The organism is Polaromonas sp. P1_F9, assembly GCF_056405615.1.
The window spans coordinates 110028-131480 of the sequence record NZ_JBFUBT010000005.1 but is presented as its reverse complement, the minus strand read 5'-3'; the positions used below and the strand labels follow the sequence as shown (position 1 = coordinate 131480).

The following is a 21453-nucleotide window of genomic DNA, read 5'->3' as shown; positions in this document are numbered from 1 at the left end:
AGGTAGGACGCGGGTGTGGCTGGATTAAATGTGTTGTGAATCAGGTCGGTCAGGGGCCAACATGCTTTGAGATGCCCGGCTCACCATTTGCCGCGCACCCCCATCAACAGGGCCAGGTTGCGCTGGCGTGCGTTCTGTTCGGTCTGGAGGTCGGCGAAGAGGTTGAAGTTGTCATGGATGCGGCCCGAAACGCCCACGCCAAGGACCACCGTGTTGGCATTGAGGGCCACGCCTGCAATCTGGAACTGGTAGGGCGTGCCGGCCCCCTGCAGCTGCGCCGTCATTGGAGTGTTGTACTTGCCAAACTCATGCGCCCACAGCAGCCGCGGCTCCACCCGCAGCCGGCCCACGTCAAAGCCGGCTTTCAGCCCCAGCAACGATTTGGTCGAGTACACGGTTTGTGCCGCGACCTGCAGGTTGAGCGCACCGGCGCCCTGCTCGGCAAAACCGTTGGTCTGGTTGCGGCTGAAGGCCAGCGCGGCCATCGGCTGCAGTATCCAGCCGGTCATGTCCAGGTCGTAGGTCAGCTCGCCGTAGGCCGAGGCGGTGCTGCTGTCGAAGTTCGAGGAGGCCACGCGGCTGAGCGGCCCGACCACGATGCCGCGGTCCATGTGGTTGCCGTGAAACGCCACGCTGGTCACGCCATTCAGGCGCCATGCGCCGTCGGTGTAGCCGGCGTACATCGCCAGCGCTGCGCTGCGGGCCCTGCCCTGGTCACCTGAATCAAAGCTGACCCTTGATGTGCCGATGGTCACGGCGCCGCCCAGCATCAAGCCCGGCGACACTTCGGCGTCGTAACCCGCGCTCAGGCCGGTGCTGTTCAGGCGGCTGGCCATGGCATTGCCGTCGCTGTCGGTGGTTTGGTGGCTGCCGTAACCGCGCAGCCAGAAACCGCAACCGTCTTCGAAGGCCGGGAAAAGTGCCCTCAGGGCTTCGCGGCCCGCAACGTCGTCGCTCCCGCAGACTGAGCCCAGGCTGCTCCGGCCCACGCGCGCCTGCAGCTGTTCGCCGAATGCGGCGGCAAAGCTGGGGCCGGCACGGCGCAAGGCGACCAGGTTGGCGCCGCCTATGGCGTCGAAGGCCGCGAGGGCCTGCGGCGCCGACAGGCTGTTGAGGGCGCTGAGCACCGTGCTCATGTCGCCACTCGCGCTGCCGGAGGCATTTTGAAGTGCGTTGGAGGCTGACTGCTGATTGGGCGTCATGCCGGGCAGGGTGTTGTAGCCGGTGCTGTTGCGGGCCAGGGTCAGGTACACATTGTTGGGGTCGTAGGTGAGCGACGGTGTCAGAAACGCCAGGTTGGTCGTGAGCCCGCTAAAGACGCCGGTGCGCCCGCCTGTCGCATTGAGGATGGTGTACTGCGTGATCAGCGAGTAGTTGCCGGCGCTGGCCAGCACGTTGACGGTGCCGCCGTTGATGGTCAGCGTGCCGGTGGCGTTGGTGCGGTCGTTGCTGCCGGCTGCGTCGACCTCCACGCTGTAATTGGAACCAGCGTTGAACGTCAGGTTGCCGACGACGGTGAGGGTGCCGATGGAATTGCCGGGCGCCAGCGTGCCGCCCGACTGGATGGTGGTGTTGCGCACGGAACCGGTACCGCCCAGCGTGCCGCCGTTTTGCACCTGCACGGCGGAATTGGTCAGGCTGCCGTTGACCGACAGCGTGCCGCCGCTGACGTCGGTGGTCCCGCTGTAGGTGTGGGTGCCGGCAAATGTGACATTGCCGGTGCCGCTTTTGACCACATTGCCGGTGCCGCTGATGACACCGGCAAATGTGCCGTTGCCCGCCTGCGAGAACTCCAGGTTGGCGTTGGTGGTAATCAAGCCCTGCAGGTTGGCGGTAGTGCCGCGCAAGGTGCCGCCATTGATGGTGGTGCCGCCTGTGTAGGTGTTGGTGCCGGAGAGAATCACCGTGCCGCTGCTTTCCTTGACCAGCGCGCCGCCGCCGCTGATGGACCCGGCAAAGGTGCCGATGGTGGTCTGGTCGAAGGTCAGCACGCCGTCGTTGCTGATGGCTCCCTGCAGGCTGGTGGTGGTGCCGGTCAGGCGGGCATTGGTTCTGACGAAAGTGCCGCCGGTGTAGCTGTTGGCGCCCGTCAGTACGGTGGTGGAGCCGCCGATACCGAATACCTCGACCCACCCGCTGCCGCTGATTGCGGGGGAGAAGATGTAGGGTGCGGCGTCGTTCTGGTTGAACTTGATGCTGGAGCTGGCATTGCCGAAAACCACGGCGCCAGCATCCAGGGTACCGCTGGGCCCAATGTTGCCGATGATCAGCGTCCCGGTGCCCACATTGCCCAGGTGCAGGGTGCGGGTGCCGCCCACCGTCACGGTGGCGCCGGTGCGGATGCCCAGCGTCCCGTCGCCATTGTTGCCAACGATGAACTGGTCGCCCGGAGCCAGGCTGGGAGGGGACACGTTCAGGCTGGCGCCGGCGCCATCCATGAGGATCTGCCCTCCGGTCACCGTGTCGCCCACGCTCAGCCGCGTGGCCGTGACGCTCCCATTAATCAACAGGGATCCTGCGTTACCCAGCGCTGGCGTGGTGCCCACCAGGAGCGTGCCGGCGGCCAGGGTGCCGCCCGCATGGACGACCACCTGGCCGTCTCCCTCCACTTGCAGCGTGCCCACCTGGCCAGCCCCGGTAACGTCCACCTGCTGGTTCGTCGGGACCCTTGCCACGCTGGCGGCGGTCGGCGTGCCGCCGCTCCAGTTGGCTGGGTCGTTCCAGTCCTGGGTGGCTGCGGCCGAGAAATCGTTGGTGGCCTGGGCATGGCCGGCATGCGGTGCCATGGCCAGGCCGGCGAATGCCAGCGCCAGGCCAAGTGGCTTGAGGGGAAAGTGCAGGCAGGAATTCATGCGGGCCGGTTTGGGGGTGAGGATTCAAGCCGTGCCGGTCAACGCAACCCAAAGACGATTGCCTTGCCAGAGGACATCGCGATTTCGGCTGCAGGTGCAATTAATAATTTAGCTAACATTTTTTAACGTATGCCTCGCAGTAACTACGGCCTTCGGAAAGAGCTCCGCACGGGGTGTGATGTCCATGTTTTGACTTTGCTTCACGTTACATTTTTTTGCAAGTAGGTCGTTTGACGACTTATGACACCCAGAGTGCCAAATAAGAGAACTAAAGAATTAATTTGATCCCGCAGCGTTCATCGGGAGTGGCCGGAGGCTAGCCTGTAGCTAAAAAAAGCGGCGCAACACGCTAAAAAAACGCCGCAGGGCACTGAATCCGGGTCATTCAGTGCTCTGTTTTTGGTGTCTGCGTTGCGTGTTGGCCACATTACAGCCGGGAACTGCAGCGGTTTGATCCGTTCGCTACAGTTGCTATCAAATAGCTAGCTCCTTGCGCCCGTCCTTATTGGCCAAAACACCCATTTGATGGGTAAAAAATGCGTGCTGGAGAAGCGCGCTGCAGTAGCGATGGCCCCCGGCGGCGATTTCCGCGTCCAAAACTGCCTGTTTTGGCATCAAAAATGGCCCTCGCCCAATACTGAATTGCGCGGGCAGCTATGATTTTTATAGCGCTGTGTAGGCGTCTCCTCGGATAGCCAGGCTGGCCAGTCCTTTGGATGGGTCAGGGGCCTCAGGCCAAAAACGCCTTGTCGGCCGCACGCACCAGCACCTGGCGCAACCATGCATGCGCGCTGCGTTGCTGCGAACGCCGGTGCCACACAGCGTCCACGTGCACCGGTGACACGTCAAACGGCAGGGGGCGCAGCACCAGCTGGTCGGCAATGCCCGTCACCCCGACGAAATGCCGTGGCAGCACGGTGAGCAGGTTCGAGTTCGCCACGACGCGCCCGGCAGTGAAGAACTGGTTGACCGTCAGCACCACATGCCGCTCCCGGCCCAGCGAGGCGAGGGCTTCATCGACGAAACCATAGGGGCGGCCCGAGAAGCTCACCAGCATGTGGCGCGCCGCGCAGAACTTGCTCAGTGTGAAGGGGCCGGTGGCCAACGGGTGGTCTTTGCGCATGACGCAGACGTATTCGCCGTCATACAGCCGCTGGTGCAAAAAGGGCAAGGGCTCGCCGCTTTGCGCGCCGGCCGTCAGGTCGGCCAGCACCGAGGGAAAGTAGCCGACCGCCAGGTCGCACAGCTCCTCGTCCAGCAGGCGCCGCGGGTCGCGTGTGGTGAGCGGAATCACGCGGATTGAGACACCGGGCGCTTCCTGGTCCAGCGTTTCCACCAGGCCGGGAATCAATTCGGCTGCGGTGGCATCGGCCATGGCCAGCACAAAGATGGTGGTGGCTTCGCCGGGCACGAATTCATTGGGCACCAGCGACTCCTGCAGCTGCTGCAGGGCTTCGCGCACAGCCGGCCAGATCGCCACGGCGCGCGGGGTGGGCGCCATGCCTTGGCCGCTGCGCTGCACCAGCTCGTCGCCCAGCGTCTCGCGCAGACGGCGCAGGGCATTGCTGACAGCCGGCTGTGTCAGCGACAGGTTGCGCGCCGCCCGGGTCAGGCTGCGCTCGGCCATCACTTCGTCAAACACGCGAAGCAGGTTGAGGTCCAGGGTCCGGAAATTGAGGGGGGTCAAGGGCTTGGGGCGGGTGTTGAAGGATGAAAAAAGGGGAAAAGAGGGCGGAAGGTCTCAAATTATCACCAGTGTGAATGAATCACATCATAAAGATAAAGTTGAATAACATCAGTGATAACCCTAATATCCTCCTACCCGCTGCAATTTTGGTTCAGCGGAGTTAACCCAAAGGGAGTTCACCATGACCAGCTTCGTCAATATCAAATATTCCACACAGCACCCCGGCGTTGTCCGCGCTGAGTCGGCCTTTGGTGCCGTACGCCAGCTGGGCGGTGCTTTCTCCGGCGCCCGCGGCCTGGCCACGCTGCTCTTGTCCGCCGTCGCGGCCGCCGTGATGGTGGTGGCGTATCAGGTGATGGACAGCGTCGCCGAAGGCCACCTGCTGGTCATGTGGATCGGCCTCTGGGCTGTCGCTTTTGCCGTCCTGGCGGTTTTCGCCGGCGCTGCGCGCAATGCGGCCGTCAGCCTCAAGGTTGGCTTGGACGCCTGGTCACGCAGCCTGGCTGAAGCCCGCGCCGACCAGCGCCTGTGGCAAGCCGCCAAGAACGATCCCCGCGTGATGGCCGACCTGCAAGTTGCAATGGCCCGCCAGCAAGTCGCCGTTGAAGAGGCTGTTGCTGCCCCCGCAGCCGTGGTGTCCGCTCCAGCCGGTCTGTCACAGCGCGCCCTGCGCCTTGGCGGCGCGGAACTGCGCGCTTACCACCGCTATTACGTCTGACCGTGAGTTTCGCTGCTCATTTGTAGCGACTCATAAAAAAGCCACCGGTCAGGTGGCTTTTTTTGTCCCCGGCGCAGTCAAATGCACCAGGATGTAAGGCGCTACGCTAGCTTGTGCGAAGCGCCCCTCGAGTGGCGTGCAGGTCAGGCGGCCAGACGGCGCTCGATCGCGGCTTTGGTCTCCTCCAGCTCTTTCGGCAGGTGGTATTCGAGTTGCTTGAACAGTTCGGCGTGCAGCTCCAGCTCCTTGAGCCAGGCGGCCTTGTCGATGCTGGTCACGGTCTTGAACTGCTCGGCGCTGAAGTCCAGGCCGGTCCAGTTCATGTCTTCGTAGCGGGGGCTGACGCCGGTGATGTGCTCGACGCCCTGGCCCTTGCCTTCGATGCGGTCGATCATCCACTTCAGCACGCGCATGTTTTCGCCGTAGCCGGGCCAGACAAACTTGCCGTCTTCGCCCTTGCGGAACCAGTTGGCGGTGAAGATTTTGGGCAGCTTGGCGCCGGAGGCTTCCAGCTTCTGGCCCACGTTGAGCCAGTGCTGGAAGTAGTCAGCCATGTTGTAGCCGGCAAAAGCGATCATCGCGAACGGGTCGCGGCGCACCACGCCGACCTGACCGGTGATGGCGGCCGTGGTCTCGGAGCCCATGGTGGCGGCCATGTACACGCCTTCCACCCAGTTGCGGCCTTCGGTGATCAGCGGCACGGTGGTGGAACGGCGGCCGCCAAAGATGAAGGCGTCAATCGGCACGCCGGCAGGGTCGTTCCAGGCCGGGTCCAGCGCCGGGTTGTTGGTGGCGGCCACGGTAAAGCGTGAATTGGGGTGGGCGGCCTTGGCGCCGGTTTCCTTGGCGATTTGTGGCGTCCAGTCCTTGCCTTGCCAGTCGATCAGGTGCGCCGGCAATGCCTTGCCCGGCGCGTCCTGCTCCATGCCTTCCCACCAGACGTCGCCGTCGTCGGTCAGGCCGACGTTGGTGAAGATCACGTCGCGATCCAGGCTGCGCAGGCAGTTGGGGTTGGTCAGCATGTTGGTGCCCGGTGCCACGCCGAAGTAGCCGGCTTCCGGGTTGATGGCGTAAAGGCGGCCGTCCTTGCCGGGTTTGATCCAGGCGATGTCGTCGCCGATGGTGGTGACCTTCCAGCCTTCAAAGCCTGCCGGCGGCACCAGCATCGAAAAATTGGTCTTGCCGCAGGCCGAAGGGAAGGCCGCCGCGACGTGGTACTTCTTGCCTTCGGGCGAGGTCACGCCCAGGATCAGCATGTGTTCGGCCAGCCAGCCCGGGTTGCCGGAGCCGTCTTGCGACGCCGAACGGCCCATGTTGGAAGCGATGCGCAGCGCAAAGCATTTCTTGCCCAGCAGCGCATTGCCGCCGTAGCCGGAGCCATAGGACCAGATCTCGCGCGTCTCGGGGTAGTGCACGATGTACTTGGTCTTGTTGCAAGGCCACTTCACGTCCTTTTGGCCTTCGGCCAGCGGTGCGCCCACGGTGTGCACGCAGGGAACGAACTCGCCGTCGACGCCCATTACGTCAAACACGGCCTTGCCCATGCGCGTCATGATCTTCATGTTGACGGCCACGTAAGGGCTGTCGGACAGTTCAATGCCGATGTGCGCGATGGGCGAGCCGAGTGGGCCCATGCTGAAAGGCACCACATACATGGTGCGGCCCTTCATGCAACCGTCAAACAGGGGCTCGAGGGTGGTGCGCATTTCAGCGGGCGCCATCCAGTTGTTGGTCGGGCCGGCGTCTTCCTTTTTGGCCGAGCAGATGAAGGTGCGGTCTTCCACGCGCGCCACGTCGGTCGGGTCGGAGCAGGCCAGGAAGCTGTTCGGGCGCTTGGCTTCGCTCAGCTTTTTGAAGGTGCCGGCGTCGACCAACTGCTGGCACAGGCGCTGGTATTCGGCGTCGCTGCCGTCACACCAGTAAATGTTGTCGGGCTTGCACAAGGCCACCATGTCGGCAACCCAGGCAATCAGTCTGGCATTCTTGACGTAGGGGGGCGTGTTGAGGTTAAGCCCTTGCATCGCGGGATGGTTCATCGAAAAAACTCCAAAGTTAAAAAGCGTTATTTCGGGAAACGTCGCGCGGCAACCTGGGCGGTTGCGCTGCTCAGACGTTTGCCGGAATAAGGCTTGGAAGCTTCCCTTTGCACAACAAGCAGGTCCCGGTCGGCGGGCGGTGCGCAAGCTTCAAAAGTGCTGCGGCGCAATGACAAAAAAGCAGCAGCGTGAGGTTGCTATTCATCTTCCACGGGTCGGCCAGTCAATTCATTTTAAGAAGATCGGCGCGAGTTACCTGTAAGTTACAGGCAAAAGTTATGCATAACCGGCATGAGGTTATGCATAGGTAACACCGGGGTTCCGGCAGTCATGACATCGGGGTGAAGAATGCCGGGACGGTCGTTTCGGCCCGCAATTTCAGGCCGGTTTTTCGGCGAACAGGCTGAAGATGGCCGGGAAAGAGATGGGAAGAGGGTACGGAGCCCGGAAACAAAAAAGTCCGCGAGATGCGGACTTTTGGGGTGAAAGCAGGGGCTTTCAGGCCATGTAGATGGCGATAAACGCCAGCAGGAACATCAGCACACCGCCCACCACGGGCAAAACAATGGGGATCAACGGAACGATCGCGTCGACGGCATCCTGCTCCTGGGCGGGAGTGGCGCTGTCGTGGGCTGCATTGGTGGTGTGGCTGGCTGGACTGGACATGGGCTTGATTCCTGAAATGCTTGAGAGTCTTGGCAGATTTTACCTGCATGAAGATGGTTACATGAAGATGCGGTGACAAAGATGCCCGGCGCCTGGCTTGCGGTAACCTTTGCCATGCCTATTTGTGGAAGGAATACATGAAATCCCCAGCCCATTTCGCGCCTCAGCGGCGGTTCCGTTTTTTCACGGCCGGCGCTGCCTTGTCCGCCTTGGCCTTGTTGTCGGCATGCGCTTCCGGCGGTCCCAACAGCGCCTCGGCAAAGCCCGTGCTGTATCCCAACGCCACCCTTAACCGGGTAGGTGACGCGCAAGGCCAGGCGGAGGCCAGCGCCTGCATGTCGCGGGCCTCGGCCGCCGGGCTCAGCCCGTCGCAAAGCACCAACGAAGTCGGCCGGCGTGCCGGTGAAGGCGCAGCCGTCGGGGGTGTGGCTTCGGCGGTGGGCGCGTTGATCACCGGGCGCGGCGGCGAAGGCGTGCTGCGTTCCGGCGCCGCGGGCGCCGCCGTGGGCGGCTCTGCGGGTGCGGTGTCAGGCGCGTTTCACAACGACAAACCCAACAGCACCTACCGCAGCTTTGTGCAGCGCTGCCTGAGCGAAAAGGGCTTTGAGGTGATTGGCTGGAATTAGGGCCTTAGCTTAGTGCTGCTCTGAAGCCTCGAAGCCGGCCGCATTCAGCGCCGCCAGTACCTGCTGGATGTGGTCGCGCCCGCGTGTCTGGATCACCAGCTCGATCTCCACGTTCTGGGCCGAGAGCATGGTGAAGGCGCGCTGGTGATGCACCTCATCGATATTGGCCCCGGCGTCGGCCACGGTGGCGGTGATCTTGGCCAATGAGCCCGGAATGTCGCGCACGCTGACCTTGATGCGGGCCAGGCGCCCGGCGCGCACCATGCCGCGCTCGATGATGGCTGCCAGCAGCAGCGGGTCGATGTTGCCGCCGCACAGCACCAGGCCGATTTTTTTACCCGCAAAACGCTCCGGGTACTTCAGCAGCGCCGCCAGCCCGGCCGCGCCGGCACCTTCGACCAGGGTTTTCTCAATCTCGAGCAGCATGACCATGGCCTGCTCGATATCGCCCTCGTCGACCAGAACCAGGTCGTCGACCAGCTTCGCGATGATGGCCTGAGGGATGACGCCCGGCGTTCCCACCGCAATGCCTTCGGCGATGGTGCTGGTGCCCTGCGGGTGCTGGGTGCCCTTGATGGCGTTGACCATGCCGGGGAAGCGCGAGGTCTGCACGCCGATGATTTCAATGCCCGGTTTGATCGCCTTCGCCGCCGTGGCCATGCCGGCAATCAGGCCGCCACCGCCTACAGCGATCACGAGCGTTTCGAGGTCGGGTTGCGTTTTCAGCATCTCCAGCCCCACCGTGCCCTGGCCTGCGACGATGGCTTCGTCGTCGTAAGGGTGCACGAAGACCAGGCCCTCCCGACCGGCCAGCGTCAGCGCGTGGGTTCGTGATTCGTCCAGCGTATCGCCGTGCAGCACTACTTCAGCGCCAAAACCCCGGGTGCGTTCGATTTTGACGCCCGGCGTGAAGCGCGGCATCACGATCACTGCCCGTATGCCCAGCCGCTGTGCATGGTACGCGACGCCCTGGGCATGATTGCCGGCGCTCATCGCGATCACGCCGCGGCGCCGTTCGTCGGCTGAGAGCTGGGCCAACTTGTTACAGGCGCCGCGCTCCTTGAAGGACGCGGTGTACTGCAGGTTCTCGAACTTCAGGTAGATCTGCGCGCCCGTCAGCTGGGAAAGCGTCTTGGACTCCACGCAAGGCGTATCGAGCAGGTGGCCCTGCAGGCGCTGGGCGGCTGTTTCTATATCTTTGAGACTGAGCATGGGAATTCCTCTGCGGGGCTATGGTGGGATTGTGCGGGATCATCTTTGCGCATCTTCGCAGGAGTTTCTGTGGTGCTTTTCACACGTGGGGGTACAAGTAGCGTCTTCCATGATGCTTCAAGCTGCGTTATGGTGGAGTCTCATTGAACCAGGTCGCATCTGCGGTGCTCATAGCCAGTGAGGCGACGGTCTCGAAGCAGGGTATCTCACAGGCATGTCTACCAACCGTGTAGTTGCAAAGGGAGGTTTGTCCATGAGCAAGCGTTCCGTTAGCGAGCAGCAGTGGCTGCTGTCCCCCGGGCTGAAAGAGGCGCCGGTGCTGGACCTGATGTGCTCGCATTTCGTGCTGACGCTGGCGGCAAGGCAAGGCGCCAAGTTCAATGTGCGCCGCGACCTCAACAGCCTGCTCTCGCTCTCGGGCCGGCATCTTGTGTGGCCCCTGCCGGCGGTGCAGCGGTTGCGCGAGTTTCTCGGCCGCCGCTGCAAGGACAACGAATTCTGGCGCGGCCATGAAAGCCTGACCGACGCCGAGTTCATGGCGCGCCACGGCGCCTGGCGCGGCCCCTACGAAGAAGGCACGCTGTTCTTCTACCTCGATGAGCACGCGAAGGACCAGCCCAAGGACTTGCTCTCGGTGTTGGCCGCCACCGGCGAATGGCTGACCCAGGCGCTCAAGAAACAATCCACGCTGGTCGAGAAAAATATCGATGCACTGGCCAACCTGCTGCAGCTCAACCGGGCCGAGCGTGCGCTGCTGCTCTACGGAACCCTGGCACGCTACCAGCGCGACCTGCGCTCCCTGCTGGTGGAGTTCAAGGTCAACAATGCGCCAGAGGCCTATGCCGCCATTGCCGATGTGGCCGGCGTGAAGGCCCCCGAGGTTGCCGAAGCGCTGCGCGCCGGCTCGCGCCTGGAGCGCATCGGCATGGTCGAGAACCTGATTTCCGAGCACAACATCACCGACCTTGCCGACCTGATGAAGGTGAGTGAAAAACTGCCGCCCGTGCTGATGCGCGAGTACCGCGACCAGAATGAGCTGATGGCAGTCTTCACACGGCCGGCCGCGCACAGCAGCCTGGGCCTTGCAGACTTTGCCTTCGTGCACGACGATGCGCAGGTGCTGGTGTCGCTGCTGCGCAATGCGGTGGCCGGCAAGGAGCATGGCGTGAATGTGCTGCTGTACGGCCCCCCGGGCACCGGCAAGACCGAGCTGGCCAAGGTGGTGGCGCAAGCCGCCGGCCTGGACCTGTTCGAAGTTGAATATGCCGACCGCGACGGCAACTCGCTCAGTGGCCGGGACCGCTACCGTTCGCTGCAAATCGCGCAGGTGTTCCTCAAGGGCAGCACGCACTCCGCCTTGTTGTTTGACGAAGTCGAAGATGTGTTTCCGCCGATTTCCAGCGAGGCTGCGCAACTCATGGCGCGCTCTGAGCAATTGCCGGTACCCGCCAGCGGGTCGGTGAGCGGCAAGGCCTGGGTCAACCAGATTCTTGAATCCAACACCGTGCCCACCCTGTGGGTCACCAACCGCATCGAGCAGATCGACCCTGCTTTTCGCCGGCGCTTTGCCTACCACCTGGAACTCAGGTCGCCGCCACCGGGTGCCCGTGAAGGCCTGGTGCGCAAGACACTGGAAGGTGTTCAGGTGAGCGATGCGTTTGTAGCCAAGCTGACAGCCCGCAAGGGCCTGACGCCCGCGCAGATACGCACGGCTGTCCGGTTTGCGCGGCTGGCCAGTGCGCCTGAAGACGCGGTGGATGTGCAGGTGGACGCGGAAGGCATGCAATCCATTCTGTCTGGCGGGCGGCCGCTGTTGATGGAGTCGCTTATCGAGCGCCAGCTCAAAAACGCAGACGTAGCGCTGGGCAACAGGGCGGAAACTTCCGGCCGGCGCAACACGACGACCTATGACCTTTCCATGCTCAATGTCGAATCCCGCTTCGAGGTACCGCGCATCGTCGAGGCACTGAAAAGCCGAAGCCACGGCAGCCTGTGCTTTTACGGCCCGCCGGGCACGGGAAAGACGGCATTGGCCGAACACATCGCCAAAGCACTGGATTTGCCGCTCATCATCAAGCAGGCCAGCGACCTGATGAGCAAGTATGTCGGTGAAACCGAACAGAACATGGCGGCGATGTTCCGCGAAGCCGAAGCGGAAAAAGCCGTATTGCTGCTGGATGAAGCGGACAGCTTCCTGCAGGACAGGCGCGGTGCCCAGCGCACCTACGAAGTGACCGAGGTCAACGAAATGCTGCAGGGGATGGAGCGCCATGCGGGCATCTTCATCTGCACCACCAACCTGCTCGAAAGCCTGGACCAGGCAGCGCTGCGGCGTTTCACCTTCAAGATCAAATTCATGCCGCTGACTCACGCGCAGCGTGAGCAGATGTTTGTCACCGAAGCACTGGGAGGCGATGCCGGCCGGCTCGAGGCCCCGCTTCGGGAGCGGCTCGGCAAGCTCACGCAGCTGTGTCCTGGCGACTTTGCGGCCGTGAAGCGGCAGGTGGATATTCTCGCGGCAGAGTTTTCCAGTGAGGAGTTTCTGGCCCAGCTGGAGGCTGAGCACCGTATCAAGCCCGAGGTACGCGAAGGGCGGGCCATGGGGTTCATGCAATAGGAACAGGCGCTACTGCAGACGTTTCGTCGGACCGGATTCGCTATCAAAAGAATAGCTGCTTGCGCCCGTCGTTATTGGCCAGAGGCCCAATTTCTATACGCAAGCCAGGTTGGCTTCGTTTTTGCGCCGCACATCCTCGCTGACCTTCAGCTGTGCCTGCCGCACGATGCGGCCGCCTTCAATCCACAGCAATTGCCCGGGCTGCAGCTGCTGCCAGTTTTCATTGAGCGTCAGCGGCTGGGTGGCGACGACACACAACCGGTCTTCCTGGACATTGGTTTGGGCAAAGTCGATGCTCAGGTCGGCGTCCACGAGCTTGGCGTGTGAAAACGGCCATTCCCGCACCAGGTAATACAGCCGTGTCGAGCAGTGCGCGAACAGGGCCTGGCCGTTGGAGAGCAGGTAGTTGAATACGCCATACTCGCCCGTGCCTTCGCTCATGCTGCACAGCGTGTCAAACACCGTGTCCAGCGAGCAGGGTTCGCGCGGGCTGATGGCCTTGAGTTTTTCCATCAGGGCGCAAAAGGCGCGTTCGCTGTCAGTGGTGCCGACGGACTGATAGTTGCCGCCCAGGGTCGGAAAGTAGTTGATCAGGTCGCCGTTGTGGGCAAACAGCCAGTGGCGGCCCCAGAGCTCGCGGGTGAACGGATGGCAGTTTTCCAGGCGCTGCGGATCGCCTTGCGTCGCCTTGCGGATATGGGACACGACATTGCAGGACTTGATGGCATAGCTCTTGAGCAGCTCGGCCACCGGTGAGGTGGCGGCAGGCTGGCTGTCCATAAAAATGCGGCAGGCCTTGTCTTCAAAAAAACCGATACCGAAGCCGTCGCCATGATGGTCCGTCAGACCGCCGCGTGCGGCAAAACCCGTGAATGAAAAGCGAAGGTCTGCGGGTTTGGCAGCATTCATTCCGAGGAGTTGGCACATTCCTCTAGTGTCCCAGAATCTTGGAGAGGAAATCCTTCGCCCGATCGGTCTGCGGGTGGTTGAAGAAGTCCGTGGGCGTGTTCTGTTCAACAATCTGGCCCTGGTCCATGAAGATCACGCGGTCGGCTGCTGCTTTGGCAAAGCCCATTTCATGCGTCACGCAAAGCATGGTCATCCCCTGCTCGGCCAGCGAGATCATCACGTCCAGCACCTCCTTGATCATTTCAGGATCCAGCGCGGATGTCGGCTCGTCAAACAGCATGATTTTCGGCGTGAGGCACAACGCGCGCGCTATCGCAACGCGCTGCTGCTGGCCGCCCGACAGCTGCAGGGGGTACTTTTGCGCCTGCTCCGCGATGCGCACTCGCTCGAGCTGATGCATGGCCCGCTCGGTCGCCTCCTTTTTGGACAGGCCCGCCACCCAGGTTGGCGACAGCGTCAGGTTTTCAAGCACGGTCAGGTGCGGAAACAGGTTGAACTGCTGGAACACCATTCCGACCTGCCGGCGCACGGCATCAATGGCCTTGATGTCGTCGCCGAGGACTGAGCCGGCCACAGTGAGCTTGCCTTCCTGGTAGTCCTCCAGCGCATTGATGCAGCGGATCATCGTGGATTTGCCCGAACCGGACGGCCCGCAAATCACCAGGCGCTCGCCCTGCTGCACATCCAGCTGCAGGTCGCGCAGCACATGGAAATTGTTGCCATACCATTTGTTGACTTTGTCAAAGCGGATGATGGGATCACTCATGTTGGTCCTTGTTTTTGTCAGCGGGCCTTGCCCACAGCCAGCCGCCGCTCTATCCAGAGGCTGTAGCGGGACATGGCGAAGCAGCAGGTAAAGTAAATCGCGGCGATAAAGAGGTAAGCCTCAATCTTGAACGGCCGCCAGTTCGGATCGGACCCGACCGCCAGCGACAGGGCCCCGGTGAGTTCATACAGGGACACGATGGTCACGAGGGAGGTGTCCTTGAACAGCGAAATGAAGTTGTTCATGATGCTGGGCACCACCGTACCCAGGGCCTGCGGCAACACGATCTTGATCTGCGTCTGCCAGTAGCCCAGGCCCAGGCTGGCGGCTGCTTCTGTCTGGCCTTTCGAGAGGGACTGCAAACCACCCCGGACAATCTCCGCCATATAGGCCGCGGCAAACAGCGTGATGCCGACGATCACCCGGATCAGCACGTCGGGCGATTTGCCGATGGGCATGAACAGCGGAAACATGAAGCTGGCCATGAACAGCACGGAGATCAGCGGCACGCCACGAATCAGCTCGACGTAAATGACGCACAGGGTCTTGATGGCGGGCATGTTGGAGCGCCGCCCCAGCGCCACCGCCACCGCTATCGGGAAGGCGATCGTCATGGAGATCACCGTCAGCATCACGGTCAGCGGCAGGCCGCCCCACTGGTCGGTCGACACTTTGGATAGCCCGAACATGCCGCCGCTCATGAGCGTGAAGAACGCCGTCAGGACCGCGATCCAGATCAGTCCCAGCCAGGGTTTCCAGAACCACCGGCTGCAACTGGCGACCACCAGGCCCAGCAGCAAAAAGGTTGCCAGCTCCGGCCGCCAGTGCTCTGTCAGGGGGTAGCGGCCCAGCAGGATGATGCGGGCTTTTTCGTTGATCACGCCCCAGCATGCGCCTATGCCGCGTGCGGCCTGGCAGGCATCCGCGTCAGCGGCGGTCACGGCATTGAACACCGCCCAGCGAAGGGCCGACGAGGCGGCCCACAGCAACAGGGCGATGACCCCGACCGACACCAGCGCATTGCCGACGCTGGAAAACAGGTTGTTGCGCAGCCAGGGGCCCGGGCCCTCCATCTTGATGGGGGCAGGGCGCGGCGCGACGGGAACAAAGGTCTGGTTCATGTCAGCGTTCCTTGATGGCGGCACGGCTGTTGAACCAGTTCATCAGCGCAGAGGTGGCCAGCGATGTGGTGAGGTAGATCAGCATGATGATGGCAATGCATTCGACGGCGCGGCCGGTCTGGTTGAGCGAGGTGTTGGCAATCGACACAAGGTCGGGGTAGCCCACGGCAACGGCCAATGACGAATTTTTGGTGAGGTTCAGGTATTGGTTGGTCAGCGGCGGGATGATGACCCTCAGCGCCTGGGGCAGCACCACCAGGCGCATGGAGTGGCCGCGTGAGAGCCCCAGCGATGCGCTGGCCTCGTGCTGGCCCAGCGAGACAGAGGCAATGCCGGCGCGGACCACCTCCGCCACAAAGGCCGAGGTGTAAAGCACCAGCCCGAGCAGCACCGCCAGGTATTCAGGCGACAGCGCGCCACCACCCTCCACCTGGGTTTCCGTCAGTTTCGGCAGGTTCCATTCGGAAGGCGCACCACCGGCCAGCCAGCCCAGGAGCGCACCGGCCGCGACCAGTCCCAGCACCACCCACAACACGGGACGCGCATGGCCGGTCTGGTCAAAGTGGCGGCGTGCCCGGCGCGCATAAACACACCCCGCCACACCACCGGCCGCCATGCCGACGATGGCCAGTGTCTGCCCGAGGTGCCACACCGGAAAGGGGTAAGACAGGCCGTTCTTGCTGATATACACCAGGCTGCCGATATGCAGGGCCTGGTCAATGGCCGGCAGGTATTCCGTGAACAGCAGATACCACATCAGCAGCTGCAGCAGCACCGGGATGTTGCGGAACGTCTCGATATAGCCGTAGCACAGGCCGCGGATCAGGGCATTTCGCGAAAAGCGTCCCACGCCCAGCAGGGTTCCCAGCACGGACGTGAGCACAATGCCCACCACGGCCACGCGCAGCGTGTTCACCAGCCCCACGAGAAAGGCTTTCCAGTAGGGATCGATCGAGTCGTAATTCAGCCAGCCTTCCCCGATGTCGAAGCCGGCGGGTTGAAACAGAAAATCAAAGCCGCTCTGGATGCCGCGCGTCTTCATGTTGCTCATGGTGTTGCTCACGAGCAGCCACACGAGGAAGACGATCAGGCTGACGGCCAGGATCTGGTAAACAACGGCGCGCGCCTGCTTGCTGCGCCAGGAAAAAACTCTGCGCCGCAGCGCCGGCGCCGGCCGCGCGGGAATCAGGGAATGCTCGGACATAAGGCGGTTACCCAAGTAAAACGGGCCGCTCGTCAACGGATGGTTGCGAGCGGCCCGTTGCGTTCAGCGCATCGGAAGGAGTCGTTCAGCGCACCGGCATGGCGTACATCTGGCCGCCTTTATTCCATTGATTGTTTTGGCCGCGCGGCAGTGCCAGGGGCGTCTTGGGGCCGACGTTGCGCTCGAAGATTTCGCCGTAGTTGCCGACGGCCTTGACGGCGCGAACCAGCCATTCCTTGTCCAGACCCAGCAGCTTGCCGGTGTCTTCGCCGCTACCGGTCAGGCGCATGACCACCGGGTCCTTGCTTTCCTTGGTCATGGCATCGACATTGGCCTGGGTCACGCCGTATTCTTCCGCTTCGATCAGGCCGTAGATCACCCATTTGACAATGGCGAACCATTCGTCGTCACCGCGGCGCACCATGGGCCCCAGCGGCTCCTTGGAGATCAGTTCCGGCAGGATCAGGTGGTCGGCGGGAACCTTGGCTTCCTTGTTGCGCACCGAGGCCAGGCCGGATGCATCCGTGGTGTAGGCCTGGCAACGGCCGGAGAAGTACGCGGCGTTGACGGCTTCCTGCTTTTCAAACACGACGGGTTTCATGTTGAGGTTGTTGGCCTTGGAGAAGTCCGTCAGGTTTTTTTCCGTGGTGGTTCCGGACTGCACGCAGACGGTGGCGTTTTTCAGTTGCTTGGCGCTTTTGATCTTGCTTTTCACCGGGACCATGAAGCCCTGGCCGTCGTAGTAGGTGACGGCGGTCATGTGCAGGCCGAGCGACGCGTCGCGCGTCAGCGAGAACGTGGTGTTGCGCGACAGGACGTCAACTTCACCGGACTGCAGGGCGGTAAAGCGCTGCTGGGCGTTCAAGGGAACCCACTTGATCTTGCTGGCGTCGCCCAGCACGCTGGCGGCGACGGCTTTGCAGACGTCCACGTCGAGCCCGGTCCAGGCGCCGTTGCTGTCGGCAGAGGAAAACCCCGCCAGCCCGACGTTCACGCCGCAGATGACCTGACCCCGTGCCTTGATGGCGTCCAGTGTCTTGCCGGCATGGGCAGGTGCCATGGCCGCAACAGTGAGGCCGGCCGCTGCAAGGGCGACAAGTCCATGTTTCTTTACGAGTTTGATCACGGGGATTCTCCAGTCAATAAGTGGGCGAACATCAGCACGAACCATGCCAATGGCGGATGCTAGCCCAACTATGGCGGGTACCTCTAAGGGCAAGCCCTTACTAGGCAACGGCTAACCACGGCGAAAGATGCATAACCTTATGCGGGAATCCGGCTGACAGGGAACCCCAATCATCCCCGGCACAATGGCCTTCTAACAGCTTGCTTGCACCGGTGATACCGCAGCCAGGCAAGTTCCGGGTGATTCCATTGGTACGAATCTTGCGCCGCATTTCCGCAAGGGCTGAATTTTCTGCTCCGGCTTTTGTCGGGTTCTGATGGACTTGCCGCGGACCTCATCCCCCACACCCGAGCGGCCCCGCTGGAGCATGCGGCCGGGTGAGGGGTTTCACGTCTTGATGCATGTTATGAAAGCTCAATAACAATGGCTTTTCTTGAAGACTTGCGTGTGGCGCAGGAAGGCGCCTTGTCCCTGGGCTTCTGGGCGCTGCAGGTATACCGGCTGGGGCACCTGCGCTACCGGTTTCAGTCCAGGCTGGTGCGTTATCCGCTGGGCGCTGTGCACCTGGTGCTGGCCAAGCTGGCTGAAATGTTTTGCGGCGTCACGATAGGCGTCTCGGCCCAGATCGGGCGGCGCCTGGTGATTGAGCATTCCGGTGCGATTGTGGTGCATGGCCGGGCCGTGATCGGGGACGACTGCATCATCCGCCAGGGCGTCACCATCGGCAACCAGCGTATCGACAGGCCGCTCGAGGCGCCGCATATCGGCAACCGCGTCAATATCGGCGCCGGCGCGAAGATCCTCGGAGCTGTGCGGATCGGGGACGACGTCGACATTGGCGCCAATGCCGTGGTGATCACGGACGTCCCCGCCGGAGCCCTTGCCGTGGGTGTGCCGGCCCGCATTATTTTGAGGAGCCGTGACGATGCTTCCTGAAGCCAGCGAAACGCCTTGCACGGTCAGCATCGTCATCAAGGCCCTGAACGAAGAAAAGCGCATCGTGGCCGCGGTGGAAAGTGCGCTGGCGGCCGTTCGGATGGTCGGTGGCGAGGTCGTGCTGGCCGACTCCTGCTCCAGCGACCGCACCGTGGCGCTGGCGTCTGCCTATCCCATCCGTATCGTGCAGCTGGCACGCGCCGATGAGCGCTGCTGCGGCATCGGCCCCCAACTGGGTTATCAGCATTCGGCGGGCGAATTTGTGTACATCCTGGATGGCGACATGGAAATGCTGCCCGGGTTTTTGCCGCAGGCGCTGGCCTTCATGCAGGCGCATCCCGACGTGGCCGGCGTGGGAGGGCAGGTCGTTGAAATGAACACCAGCAGCCTGGAATATGTGGCGCGTGTGGAGCGGGGTTTGGGCCATATGCAGGCAGGCATGGTGGACCGCCTGGACATGGGCGGCCTGTACCGCAGGGCCGCGGTGGAGCAGGCCGGGTATTTTTCAGACCGCAACCTGCACAGCTATGAAGAGTTTGACCTGGCGATGCGCCTGCATGCCCGGGGCTGGAAACTGTGGCGACTGGGCACCGATTCCGTGCGGCACCATGGCCACGATGCGCCTCCCTATCAGTTGCTGGTGCGCCGCTGGCGCAGCCGCTACATCTGCGGCCTGGGTGAAGTGCTGCGCGCGGCCTGGGGCGAGTCTCACCTGGGGCTGGTGCTGACGCGGGTGCGCGAATTGCGGCTGTATGTCGCCGTGCTGGCGTGGTGGGCAGTGTTGCTCGCCGTTCTGGTGGTTCCCATGCCGTGGACAGCACGCATCGGGGCCTTCTCCGGCATTGCGGCGGCACCTCTCCTGTTGATGACATGGCGAAAGCGCAGCGCCACCAAGGCTGTGTTCTCGGTCGTGTCGTGGTGCTTTAACGCCGCTGGCCTGGTACGCGGGTTGTTGACACCGCAGCGCCCTGCGCGGGCCGCCATAGACAGCGTCGAAATCCGCAATACGTCTGGCGCAACTTAAGCGGCCGGGCGGCCGGCACCGCACGGGAATCGGCCATCGGCTTGCGAGGGCCTAATCCGCCCCGGCGCAGACGCGCAGCACTTCGGCCCCGTAGGCCTCGAGTTTTTTGACGCCGATACCGCTGATGCCTTCGAGGTCGGCAATGCCTTGCGGCGCGCGTTCTGCAATGGCTCGCAAGGTTGCATCATGAAAAATCACGAAGGCCGGCAGGTTGTGTTCGCGGGCGACTTCAGCGCGCCAGGCTTTCAGGCGGGCCAGGCGCTCCAGTGCACCGGCGTTGAGCGAGGCTTCGGCCATGCCTTTGGCGGAGGTCTTGGTGCCTTTTTTGGCGCTGCCTTTGCGCCGCTCGCCAGTCCCGGCTGACTGCTCGCGCAGCATCACGCTGACTTCGCCCTTGAGCACCTGGCGTGCATCAGGCAACAGCTGCAACGTGTTGAACGCGTCGGGGTCGACCCGTACCATGCCCTTGGCGATCAGCTGGCGCAACACGCCACGCCACTGCACTTCGGACAGGTCGGCGCCAATGCCGAAGGTGCTGAGCTTGTCGTGGCCGTACTGCAATACTTTTTCGGTCGCCTTGCCGCGCAGGATGTCCATCAGGTGGCCGGCGCCAAAGCTGATGCCGCTGGCCTGCTGCACGCGGTAAATGCAGCTGAGCATCTTGCGTGCGGCTTCGGTCGCGTCCCACACGGCTGGCGGTTGCAGGCAGTTGTCGCAGTTACCGCAAGGCTGACTGTCTTCGCCGAAGTAGCCCAGCAGGCTGACCCGGCGGCAGCGCGTGTCCTCTGCCAGCGTCAGCAAGGCATCGAGCTTGCCGCGCATGACCTGCTTGAACTCTTCGCTGGCGGCTTCGCTGGTGTCTATCATTCGGCGCTGGTTCACCACGTCCTGCAGGCCGTAAGTCATCCAGGCATTGGCCGGGAGGCCGTCGCGGCCGGCGCGGCCTGTCTCCTGGTAGTAGCCTTCGATGTTTTTCGGCATGTCCAGGTGGGCGACAAAACGCACGTCAGGTTTGTCGATGCCCATGCCGAAGGCAATCGTCGCGACCATCACCGTGCCTTCCTCGCGCAGGAAGCGGTCTTGCCGCTGTTGGCGCAGGGCACTGTCCAGACCCGCGTGGTAGGCCATGGCCTTGAGGCCGGCGTCCTGCAAGGCCTCGGCAATTTCCTCCACGCGTTTGCGTGACTGGCAATACACAATGCCGGCTTCCCCGGCGTGTTCGCTTTCAATGAATCGCAGCAGCTGGCGCGTGGCATCGGTTTTTTCGACGATGGTGTAGCGGATGTTCGGCCGGTCAAAGCTGCTGACGAATGCGCGAGCGTCTTCCAGCTTGAGCCGCTCGATCATGTCCTGCCGTGTCAGCGTATCCGCGGTCGCCGTCAGCGCGATACGCGGCACGTTCGGGAAGGTTTCGTGCAGCAGGCTCAAGGACCGGTATTCGGGCCGGAAGTCGTGGCCCCATTGGCTCACGCAATGCGCTTCGTCAATCGCAAACAGGCTGAGCAGGCCACGTTCGTGGAGAGAGCCGAGCAGGCCTTTCATGCGCGGCGTGTTGATGCGCTCAGGCGCGGCGTAGAGCAGCGTCAGCTCATTGCGCAGCAATTGCTTTTCAAGCTGGCTGCTTTCTTCAAAGCTTTGCGTCGAGTTCAAAAATGCAGCGGACACGCCGGCCTCATGCAGGGCGCCCACCTGGTCGTGCATCAGCGCAATCAGCGGCGAGATCACCACTGTGACCCCATGGCCGGCGTTTTGCCGCACGATGGCCGGGATCTGGTAGCACAGTGATTTGCCTCCGCCGGTGGGCATCAGCACCAGGGCATCGCCGCCGCGAACCACATGGTCCACGATGGCCTCCTGCGGCCCGCGGAAGCTGTCATAGCCAAAAACCCGGCTGAGCACGTCCAGAGGTGTCGGCGGAGGCGCAGAAATGGGCAGTGAAGACAAGGTGTTGAG

At 62.7% G+C, this 21453-nt stretch carries 16 protein-coding genes; 5 read left to right on the top strand and 11 right to left on the bottom strand.

Annotated features, from left to right (window positions below; all coding sequences use genetic code 11):
- Positions 1–80: 80 nt before the first annotated feature.
- Positions 81–2852, bottom strand: a complete 2772-nt coding sequence (locus AC1DYR_RS16345; protein ID WP_477706027.1) for an autotransporter family protein — start codon at positions 2850–2852, stop codon at positions 81–83.
- 730 nt (positions 2853–3582) lie between these two features.
- On the bottom strand, positions 3583–4539 hold the full coding sequence (locus AC1DYR_RS16340) for a LysR family transcriptional regulator (protein ID WP_477706026.1): 957 nt from the start codon (positions 4537–4539) through the stop codon (positions 3583–3585).
- Positions 4540–4720: 181 nt separating this feature from the next.
- On the opposite strand from AC1DYR_RS16340, the gene AC1DYR_RS16335 reads away from it, so the two are divergent.
- Entirely contained in the window at positions 4721–5257 is a 537-nt protein-coding gene (locus AC1DYR_RS16335) for a hypothetical protein (RefSeq protein WP_477706025.1), read from the top strand.
- A 143-nt stretch (positions 5258–5400) separates the two neighbouring features.
- Here AC1DYR_RS16335 and AC1DYR_RS16330 read toward each other — a convergent pair whose 3' ends face one another.
- Positions 5401–7293 carry a phosphoenolpyruvate carboxykinase (GTP) gene (locus AC1DYR_RS16330; RefSeq protein WP_477706024.1) on the bottom strand — a complete coding sequence of 631 codons (1893 nt, stop codon included), beginning with the start codon at positions 7291–7293 and terminating at the stop codon, positions 5401–5403.
- Positions 7294–7791: 498 nt separating this feature from the next.
- On the bottom strand, positions 7792–7959 hold the full coding sequence (locus AC1DYR_RS16325) for a hypothetical protein (protein ID WP_164483721.1): 168 nt from the start codon (positions 7957–7959) through the stop codon (positions 7792–7794).
- A gap of 137 nt (positions 7960–8096) precedes the next feature.
- Here AC1DYR_RS16325 and AC1DYR_RS16320 point away from each other — a divergent pair, with 137 nt between their 5' ends.
- Positions 8097–8585, top strand: a complete 489-nt coding sequence (locus AC1DYR_RS16320) for a glycine zipper family protein (RefSeq protein WP_477706023.1) — start codon at positions 8097–8099, stop codon at positions 8583–8585.
- Positions 8586–8594: 9 nt separating this feature from the next.
- Here AC1DYR_RS16320 and AC1DYR_RS16315 read toward each other — a convergent pair whose 3' ends face one another.
- A complete protein-coding gene (locus AC1DYR_RS16315) occupies positions 8595–9797 on the bottom strand; it encodes a threonine ammonia-lyase (protein WP_477706022.1) in 1203 nt (400 codons plus the stop codon).
- Positions 9798–10050: 253 nt separating this feature from the next.
- On the opposite strand from AC1DYR_RS16315, the gene AC1DYR_RS16310 reads away from it, so the two are divergent.
- On the top strand, positions 10051–12414 hold the full coding sequence (locus tag AC1DYR_RS16310) for an ATP-binding protein (RefSeq protein WP_477706021.1): 2364 nt from the start codon (positions 10051–10053) through the stop codon (positions 12412–12414).
- 93 nt (positions 12415–12507) lie between these two features.
- On the opposite strand, the gene AC1DYR_RS16305 is transcribed toward AC1DYR_RS16310, so the two are convergent.
- The 5 genes from AC1DYR_RS16305 to AC1DYR_RS16285 all read right to left on the bottom strand — a co-directional run bounded on the left by AC1DYR_RS16305 (position 12508) and on the right by AC1DYR_RS16285 (position 17474).
- Positions 12508–13341 carry a class II glutamine amidotransferase gene (locus tag AC1DYR_RS16305; RefSeq protein WP_477706020.1) on the bottom strand — a complete coding sequence of 278 codons (834 nt, stop codon included), beginning with the start codon at positions 13339–13341 and terminating at the stop codon, positions 12508–12510.
- A 4-nt stretch (positions 13342–13345) separates the two neighbouring features.
- On the bottom strand, positions 13346–14089 hold the full coding sequence (locus AC1DYR_RS16300; RefSeq protein ID WP_457281767.1) for an amino acid ABC transporter ATP-binding protein: 744 nt from the start codon (positions 14087–14089) through the stop codon (positions 13346–13348).
- Positions 14090–14106: 17 nt separating this feature from the next.
- The gene (locus tag AC1DYR_RS16295; RefSeq protein WP_477646927.1) at positions 14107–15210 is read right to left on the bottom strand and encodes an amino acid ABC transporter permease; all 1104 of its coding nucleotides are present in this window, start codon (positions 15208–15210) and stop codon (positions 14107–14109) included.
- 1 nt (position 15211) lies between these two features.
- Positions 15212–16414 (bottom strand): amino acid ABC transporter permease, encoded by a 1203-nt coding sequence (locus tag AC1DYR_RS16290; protein ID WP_477706019.1) that lies wholly within the window; start codon positions 16412–16414, stop codon positions 15212–15214.
- A gap of 85 nt (positions 16415–16499) precedes the next feature.
- Entirely contained in the window at positions 16500–17474 is a 975-nt protein-coding gene (locus AC1DYR_RS16285) for an amino acid ABC transporter substrate-binding protein (RefSeq protein WP_477647031.1), read from the bottom strand.
- A gap of 489 nt (positions 17475–17963) precedes the next feature.
- Between AC1DYR_RS16285 and AC1DYR_RS16280 the strand changes: the two genes are divergently transcribed.
- Positions 17964–18476, top strand: a complete 513-nt coding sequence (locus tag AC1DYR_RS16280; protein WP_477687709.1) for a serine O-acetyltransferase — start codon at positions 17964–17966, stop codon at positions 18474–18476.
- Positions 18466–19500, top strand: coding sequence for a glycosyltransferase family 2 protein (locus AC1DYR_RS16275; protein ID WP_477706018.1), 1035 nt, complete (start codon positions 18466–18468; stop codon positions 19498–19500). Before AC1DYR_RS16280 ends, AC1DYR_RS16275 begins: the two co-directional genes overlap by 11 nt.
- 51 nt (positions 19501–19551) lie before the next feature.
- Here the strand turns inward: AC1DYR_RS16275 and recQ are convergent, their stop codons facing one another.
- Entirely contained in the window at positions 19552–21444 is a 1893-nt protein-coding gene (gene recQ, locus AC1DYR_RS16270; RefSeq protein ID WP_477706017.1) for a DNA helicase RecQ, read from the bottom strand.
- Positions 21445–21453: the final 9 nt, after the last annotated feature.

Bases quoted from the DNA above. Each gene is read 5' to 3' on its own strand.
- AC1DYR_RS16345 (WP_477706027.1), bottom strand. From the start codon at position 2,852: ATGAATTCCTGCCTGCACTTTCCCCTCAAGCCACTTGGCCTGGCGCTG.
- AC1DYR_RS16335 (WP_477706025.1), top strand. From the start codon at position 4,721: ATGACCAGCTTCGTCAATATCAAATATTCCACACAGCACCCCGGCGTT.
- AC1DYR_RS16330 (WP_477706024.1), bottom strand. From the start codon at position 7,293: ATGAACCATCCCGCGATGCAAGGGCTTAACCTCAACACGCCCCCCTAC.
- AC1DYR_RS16325 (WP_164483721.1), bottom strand. From the start codon at position 7,959: ATGTCCAGTCCAGCCAGCCACACCACCAATGCAGCCCACGACAGCGCC.
- AC1DYR_RS16320 (WP_477706023.1), top strand. From the start codon at position 8,097: ATGAAATCCCCAGCCCATTTCGCGCCTCAGCGGCGGTTCCGTTTTTTC.
- AC1DYR_RS16315 (WP_477706022.1), bottom strand. From the start codon at position 9,797: ATGCTCAGTCTCAAAGATATAGAAACAGCCGCCCAGCGCCTGCAGGGC.
- AC1DYR_RS16310 (WP_477706021.1), top strand. From the start codon at position 10,051: ATGAGCAAGCGTTCCGTTAGCGAGCAGCAGTGGCTGCTGTCCCCCGGG.
- AC1DYR_RS16305 (WP_477706020.1), bottom strand. From the start codon at position 13,341: ATGTGCCAACTCCTCGGAATGAATGCTGCCAAACCCGCAGACCTTCGC.
- AC1DYR_RS16300 (WP_457281767.1), bottom strand. From the start codon at position 14,089: ATGAGTGATCCCATCATCCGCTTTGACAAAGTCAACAAATGGTATGGC.
- AC1DYR_RS16295 (WP_477646927.1), bottom strand. From the start codon at position 15,210: ATGAACCAGACCTTTGTTCCCGTCGCGCCGCGCCCTGCCCCCATCAAG.
- AC1DYR_RS16290 (WP_477706019.1), bottom strand. From the start codon at position 16,414: ATGTCCGAGCATTCCCTGATTCCCGCGCGGCCGGCGCCGGCGCTGCGG.
- AC1DYR_RS16285 (WP_477647031.1), bottom strand. From the start codon at position 17,474: ATGGCACCTGCCCATGCCGGCAAGACACTGGACGCCATCAAGGCACGG.
- AC1DYR_RS16280 (WP_477687709.1), top strand. From the start codon at position 17,964: ATGGCTTTTCTTGAAGACTTGCGTGTGGCGCAGGAAGGCGCCTTGTCC.
- AC1DYR_RS16275 (WP_477706018.1), top strand. From the start codon at position 18,466: ATGCTTCCTGAAGCCAGCGAAACGCCTTGCACGGTCAGCATCGTCATC.